The sequence below is a fragment of the Bradyrhizobium sp. LB14.3 genome (genome assembly GCF_040547985.1).
Lineage (GTDB): Bacteria > Pseudomonadota > Alphaproteobacteria > Rhizobiales > Xanthobacteraceae > Bradyrhizobium.
Map to the genome: position 1 here is coordinate 1 of NZ_JBEPQT010000071.1, position 5,938 is coordinate 5,938.

The 5,938-nt window shown below is 57.2% G+C and carries 4 protein-coding genes, 1 pseudogene and 1 other annotated feature; of the genes and pseudogenes, 4 read left to right on the top strand and 1 reads right to left on the bottom strand.

Annotated elements, in window-relative coordinates:
• Window positions 1-92: 92 nt before the first annotated feature.
• A pseudogene (locus ABIB00_RS38625) lies at window positions 93-1,021 on the bottom strand (IS3 family transposase); the annotation flags it as partial.
• Window positions 621-737: a sequence feature (AL1L pseudoknot), on the bottom strand. Its footprint overlaps the pseudogene before it by 117 nt.
• 459 nt (window positions 1,022-1,480) lie before the next feature.
• Here ABIB00_RS38625 and aepX point away from each other — a divergent pair.
• The 4 genes from aepX to ABIB00_RS38645 all read left to right on the top strand — a co-directional run bounded on the left by aepX (window position 1,481) and on the right by ABIB00_RS38645 (window position 5,475).
• Window positions 1,481-2,353 (top strand): phosphoenolpyruvate mutase, encoded by an 873-nt coding sequence (aepX, locus tag ABIB00_RS38630; protein WP_354107969.1) that lies wholly within the window; start codon window positions 1,481-1,483, stop codon window positions 2,351-2,353.
• A 364-nt stretch (window positions 2,354-2,717) separates the two neighbouring features.
• The gene (locus tag ABIB00_RS38635) at window positions 2,718-3,518 is read left to right on the top strand and encodes a phosphocholine cytidylyltransferase family protein (RefSeq protein ID WP_354107966.1); all 801 of its coding nucleotides are present in this window, start codon (window positions 2,718-2,720) and stop codon (window positions 3,516-3,518) included.
• A gap of 7 nt (window positions 3,519-3,525) precedes the next feature.
• Window positions 3,526-4,131, top strand: coding sequence for a CDP-alcohol phosphatidyltransferase family protein (locus ABIB00_RS38640; protein WP_354107967.1), 606 nt, complete (start codon window positions 3,526-3,528; stop codon window positions 4,129-4,131).
• 234 nt (window positions 4,132-4,365) lie between these two features.
• The gene (locus tag ABIB00_RS38645; RefSeq protein WP_354107968.1) at window positions 4,366-5,475 is read left to right on the top strand and encodes a pyridoxal phosphate-dependent aminotransferase; all 1,110 of its coding nucleotides are present in this window, start codon (window positions 4,366-4,368) and stop codon (window positions 5,473-5,475) included.
• Window positions 5,476-5,938 lie beyond the last annotated feature (463 nt).

The window sequence follows — 5,938 nt, forward strand, 5'->3', positions numbered from 1 at the left end:
GGGCTGGAAAACGCCGGCAGAAGCGCTTGACGAATTACTGTCATGAGTGAAAACAATTGGTGTTGCGACGACCGTTTGAATCCGCCATGGCTGCCCCTGTCGCTATGGTGCACGAGCCCGCCACGATGGATCGGCCGTCGATCATGCAGTGCCTGCTCCAGCGCGTCGAGCACGAAGCCCGCATGCGCTGTGCGCGAGGCCCGCCAGCCCACGATCCTGTGGGCATAGGCGTCGATGACGAAGGCGACATAGACAAAGCCGCTCCAGGTCGCGACATAGGTGAAGTCGGAGAGCCAAAGAACGTTCGGCCTTGGCGCCCTGAACTGGCGGTTGACGTGATCCAGCGGGCATGGCGCGGCCTTGTCGCTGATCGTGGTCTTGACCGGTTTGCCGCGGATAACCCCTTGCAAACCCATGTCCCGCATCAGTCGCGACACCGTGCAACGGGCAACATCGAAGCCTTCGCGCTTCAGTTGCCGCCAGACCTTGCGCACGCCATAGACCCGGAAGTTCTCATCGAACACGCGCCGAACCTCGATCTTCAGCGCGGCATCCTGCCTGGCGCGGGCCGACCGCGTGGCCGGATCGCGCCGCTTGGCGACATGCGCGTGGTAGGTCGAGGGGGCGATCGGCAACACCTTGCAGATCGGCTCGACCCCATGCGCCCCACGATGATCGTCAATGAAGGCGATCATGGCTTGGACCGGCGGTCGAGCTCCGCCATCGCAAAATAAGCGCTCGCCTTGCGCAGGATCTCGTTGGCCTGTCGAAGCTCGCGGTTCTCCCGTTCCAGGGCCTTCAGCTTCTCGGCCGTGTCGGTCGGAACGCCGGCCCGCTGCCCACTGTCGATCTCCGCCTTCTTGACCCAATCATGCAGCGTCTGCGGCGTACAGCCGATCTTGGCCGCAATCGATGTCACCGCCGCCCAGCGCGAAGGGTGCTCGCCGGCGTGATCTAGAACCATCCGAACCGCGCGGGCCCGGACCTCGGCTGAAAACTTGTTCGTCGTCTTGCTTGTCATGGCTCCATCCTCTCAGGAGTTGGAGCCTCCGGCAAACCCGGGGCGGTTCACCTCGCACCTGGCAGGACAGGCAAGACCGCGGCGCCCTACAGAAAATGAAACGTGCGTGAAAGTTCAGCGCGCGTCTCAGTAATAGGCTTCGGTTGATTACGGATCACAGGCGCGGGATAGCTGGGGAAGACGCCCCGCATGGGCTGCAAGTTGCCGACGTAGCGATTGACCACGCGGAAGAGCGCGAGGATGACTCTTGAGCACTCCGACACGGAACAGGTTTGCGGGCCAGGTCAACTACCAACCCTCGCAATTGATCTAGATGACGGAAGCATGTCACCTATCGATTGATGAAATCGGCCGGTCTACAAGTTAGCCGCGTCATCACAAGGAATTGGCATGCAAGATCGATCAGCATCTGTTCCCGCCAACGGCCCTAATCAACCCGCTGGTTCCTCACGTGCGGAAATGCTGCGGGCCGAAATCTGCTGCCGCAGAGAGCTATCGTTCCTCATGGAAGCGCATGATGGTCTCTCCGCCGCAATCGCTGAGCGCGCGGGGTTCAAAGGCCTCTGGGCGTCCGGCCTCTCAATTGCCTGCTCCCTGGGCTACCGCGATGCCAATGAAGCGTCGTGGAGCCAACTCGTAGATGTAGTCGAGCGGATCGTGGACTCGAGCGGACTGCCTGTGCTCGTTGACGGAGATGGCGGCTTCGGGAATTTCAACAATGCGCGCCTCGTGACACGCAGGCTCCGTCAGCGTGGAGCAGCCGGCGTGGCGCTCGAGGACAGTTGCTTTCCGAAGATGAACTCGTTTGTTGGGCATCGGCACCCCCTCGCCGATGTCGACGAATTCTCTGGCCGCCTCCGGGCAGTGAAGGATACAGTCGCGGACGACTTGATCTTGGTGGCAAGGATCGAGGCGTTGATCGCTGGGCATGAGATGGACGAAGCACTTTCGCGCGCTCACGCCTACGCCGACGCGGGAGCCGATGCGATCCTCATTCATTCGCGAAGGAGCACCGCCGACGAAGTCCTTTCGTTCGCGCGCGCTTGGCAGAGCAGATTGCCGGTCGTGATCGTTCCGACGAAATACTATCGAACACCGATCTCTGTATACCGCAAAGCCAGCATCTCTACGGTGATCTGGGCCAACCACTCTATGCGAGCGGCAATAGCGGCAATGCGTCAAGTCTGCGGTCGCATCATCGCTGAGGAAAGCACCGCGAGCATTGAGCCGCACATCGCTACTCTCGAGGAAGTCTTCGAACTGCTCAAGTACGACGAACTCGCCCGTGCGGAAACGCGATACTTGCGGCCCGACGCTGAACTGCGCAAATAGGGTTTCGCCGACAGAGGAGCGCATTTTCGTTGTCCACCTACTGTCCTGGACTTCCTCCTAGCTGGCCAGGTTCGACTGCAATCTTAAATGCCTAATCATTGCACTGAGAAGTCCTTAGATACCGTAGCCGGCCTCACTCAACCGAAATGCGCGCTTTGCCATCTCGGCAGCTCGAGGCACCGGATCCAGCGCCTCCCTTCTCTCTGGAGAAAGGACCGACGAGGACCATTTGTCTGTCTTCACGCTTGGGCTCCATTTTCAGATGGCTCCGGCAGACTTGATCTCGCTTCAGCGCGCCTAAGCTGGCGCCGAAGAAGTCCGTCGGTGTTTCACCTTAGAGGCGCGACGAAAAAGGAACTAAACTGTGACCGATGCCCCCAAGAACGCCATCATTCTCGCCGCTGGCTGCGGCTCTCGCCTGCGTCCTCTGACAGATCTGCGGCCGAAGTCGCTGGTCGAGGTCAACGGCACTTCGATTCTTCACAACGCTCTGCACACTCTGGAATCTGTCGGCGTGGAAGAGGTGACGATAGTGGTGGGTTACCGCAAAGACGCCATTCAATATGCCTGCGGTAGCAACTTTGGCGAACTCAGAATCAAATATGTCGAGTCGACCGTCTTCGACCGCACCGGAAGCGCCTATTCTTTGTGGCTGGCGCGCGACGCTCTTCTCTCCGGAGACTGCTTTCTTCTCGAGGGCGACGTCTTTTTCGAAGAGGATGCGCTGCGACACTTGATGGTCTGCCGCGGGACCGACGTAGCTGCAGTCGTTCCCTTCGATGATTCAATGGAAGGCTCGGCCGTTCTGTTGTCGCAGAACGGCTTCATCTCAGGTTTTCGATTGAAGCAAACCGCGGCAAATCTTGTTGCGGATGGCCCAAAGCTTTTCAAGACGATGAACCTCCTACGGCTTTCAGCGCCGACACTCAAGGCAACGATCGTTCCGACACTGGACGATATCATCACCGCTGGAGCTAGGCAGACCTACACCGAAGAATTTTTGGGTTATCTGATAGCGAGGCGAGGCCTACAGCTCGCCGCGGCGCAATGCGACGGCCTCAGCTGGTACGAAATTGATAATGCTGACGATTTGGAGATTGCCGAGCGCATTTTCAAGGGCCGAACGAATGCCTACGCGGCGAGACGTCATTTGCAAACGAGGTGAGAGTTCAATGCTGAAATACCTTTGGGATCCAGCGAACGCGATAACGATCACAGGTCTTCTCTTTTCCTCCGCCAGCCTGTTTTTAGCTCTCTCTGACCGCCTGGAGCTATCTGTGGCAGCGGCGCTTTGGGCTGTTCTATCGGACCACCTGGACGGGTTTGTGGCAGGTCGCACCAAAGGTCGGGATCCAGATGTCGCAAGAATGGGAGCGAGCCTCGACGGGTTTGCAGATATCGTCTATGGAGCCGTTTTGCCTGCGGCAGTTGTGGTACAAGTCAGCCAAGCTTCACAAGTCGCGTTTGCGACCGCAACCGCTCTACTGGTGACGGGAGCAATAAGGCTTAGCTACTTTGCGAACTTTGGCAGGTCGCGTGATGGACGGTTCTTGGGCATCCCCTTATCATACGACGTTCCGCTCCTGGCGCTTCTATTTCTTTTTAAGCCTCTTATTTCTGCTAAAGCATTTCCGGACGTCATGAACATTGCCTTCTTGCTGCTCGCTATAGCGCACGTCGCGCCTGTTCGCGTGCCACCACTCAGCGCAACAATGTATACGGCGATAAGCATCTTCGCCGTCGCGTCATCGGTGGTTTTAACCAGTCGCTCCTTTTGATTGCGGGTGGTAGTATGATCCAGCGACTGGCCTTCTTGGGCCTTGCAGGCTTCACTCCAAGCAGGTCACATGATGACGTGTAGTCTCGCCAACCGCGGCGTGCACCAGACTTGTTGCCGAGAACATCTCCGCACGGATCGGCACTGCTCGATACTTGTTCGCCGGGAGCTTGTCGGGAGATCGCGACGATCCTACGATTTTCGTTGGTCCTGAAACGTTGAGCTAGTCGCACTCATGAACACCGCAGCACAAATCGCCGCATCCCTTAGGCCGGACGAGGTTTCTGACCTGGTGAACCGATTCCCCGGCGGCTATTGGAAATATGACATCAAGGACTTCGTCCTTCTGGTAAATCCATATTTTCCGCCGCAGGCGTTCCTTGACGAACTTAAGAACGCTCTACCGCGGCTTATTACTTGCTATCCCTCTCCTAATGCGCAGCTGGTCCAGCTTCTTGCGGATGCGGTGAAGACGCCGGCTAATAATCTTGTCATTTGCAATGGCGTGGCTGAACTGATTCCCATCCTCCTTGGCCGACTGGGTATGCGGATTGCTGTCCCGGTCCCAACCTTCAATCCCTATGAAACCACCGCCTTGCCCGGGCGGTTGTCACGCTTTTTCCTGTCACCGCCAGATTTTGAACTCGATGTGCACCGCTATGCAGCATTTGCGCGTGCAAATGGTGTCGACGGCGCAGTCGTGATATCGCCGAATAATCCCACTTCGCGGATGGTTCCCTATCCGGATTTACTATATCTGGCTTCCGCGCTTCGAGCTCAACAGCAACTCCTATTGATCGATGAGTCATTTATCGAGTTTAGTGCGCTCGGGCGAAGTGCAAGCCTGGAAAATCACTTGCTGGAATTTCCCAATGTGATCGTTCTCAAAAGTCTTGGAAAGATTTACGGGACATGCGGGTTACGGATCGGGTATGCGGCATCAGCAAATGTACAGACGATGGACGAAATCAGAGCCGCCCTCCCCACGTGGAATGTAAATACGTTTGCTGAGTTTTTTCTAAGCAAGCTTCCTCACCTGGCGCACGCTGCAAAGCAGAGTTGGATGAGGGTGGGCAGCGACAGGGACAAACTATACGCAGACCTGCGCAGCATCGACGGAATGAGAGTTCTGAAGCCCGACGCAAATTTCGTGTTCTGCGAACTCCCGCCCCATTGGCCGGATGGAGACGTGATCGCCTCAACACTTTTAAGAGATAGACGGATATTGGTCAGGCACAATGGCGGCAAGACGCTTCAGAATGGCAAACGATTCTTGCGCATCGCAAGCCGCACTGAAGACGACAATAGGCTTTTGGTGGAAGCACTGAAAGACATCTCTGATTGACGCAACCGGCGCCGGTACTAAGCCTTCTCATGGCTGATCCAGAAGGAAAGAAACTTTAGTTGGGGGCCAGAGCTGCAATCACAGAACACTCCATTACTCGGTCGAGCGGAATCAAAGCAGATCAAGGCCACGCGGCAACCACATCGCGGTTCTCTTCGCGCCGTCGGCGACCACAATCTTCCAGCGCGGATCGGCTATGCACAGCACTCTTCATGCTTACCTAATCTGGTATGTGACACAAGAGCGCGTCCGCGCTGGCGGACGGAAGTCGAGCTATCGCCCAAAGTTGGTGACGGCGGGAATCGGAAAGGCGGCATATCGTGGGGGTGCTTGACGCCTCCACTTCTCCACCGAAGGAGCGACATGCGGTGTCCAACGATAACGTCATCCATCTGATTCAGCCGGGAATCTTCGACGATCAACTCACAGAAGTCTTGCGCAATGGAGCGCGTGCCCTGCTTTC

What these genes read in the sequence shown, in the direction of transcription:
- aepX (WP_354107969.1), top strand. Translation starts at nt 1,481, where the DNA reads ATGCTGCGGGCCGAAATCTGCTGCCGCAGAGAGCTATCGTTCCTCATG.
- ABIB00_RS38640 (WP_354107967.1), top strand. Translation starts at nt 3,526, where the DNA reads ATGCTGAAATACCTTTGGGATCCAGCGAACGCGATAACGATCACAGGT.
- ABIB00_RS38645 (WP_354107968.1), top strand. Translation starts at nt 4,366, where the DNA reads ATGAACACCGCAGCACAAATCGCCGCATCCCTTAGGCCGGACGAGGTT.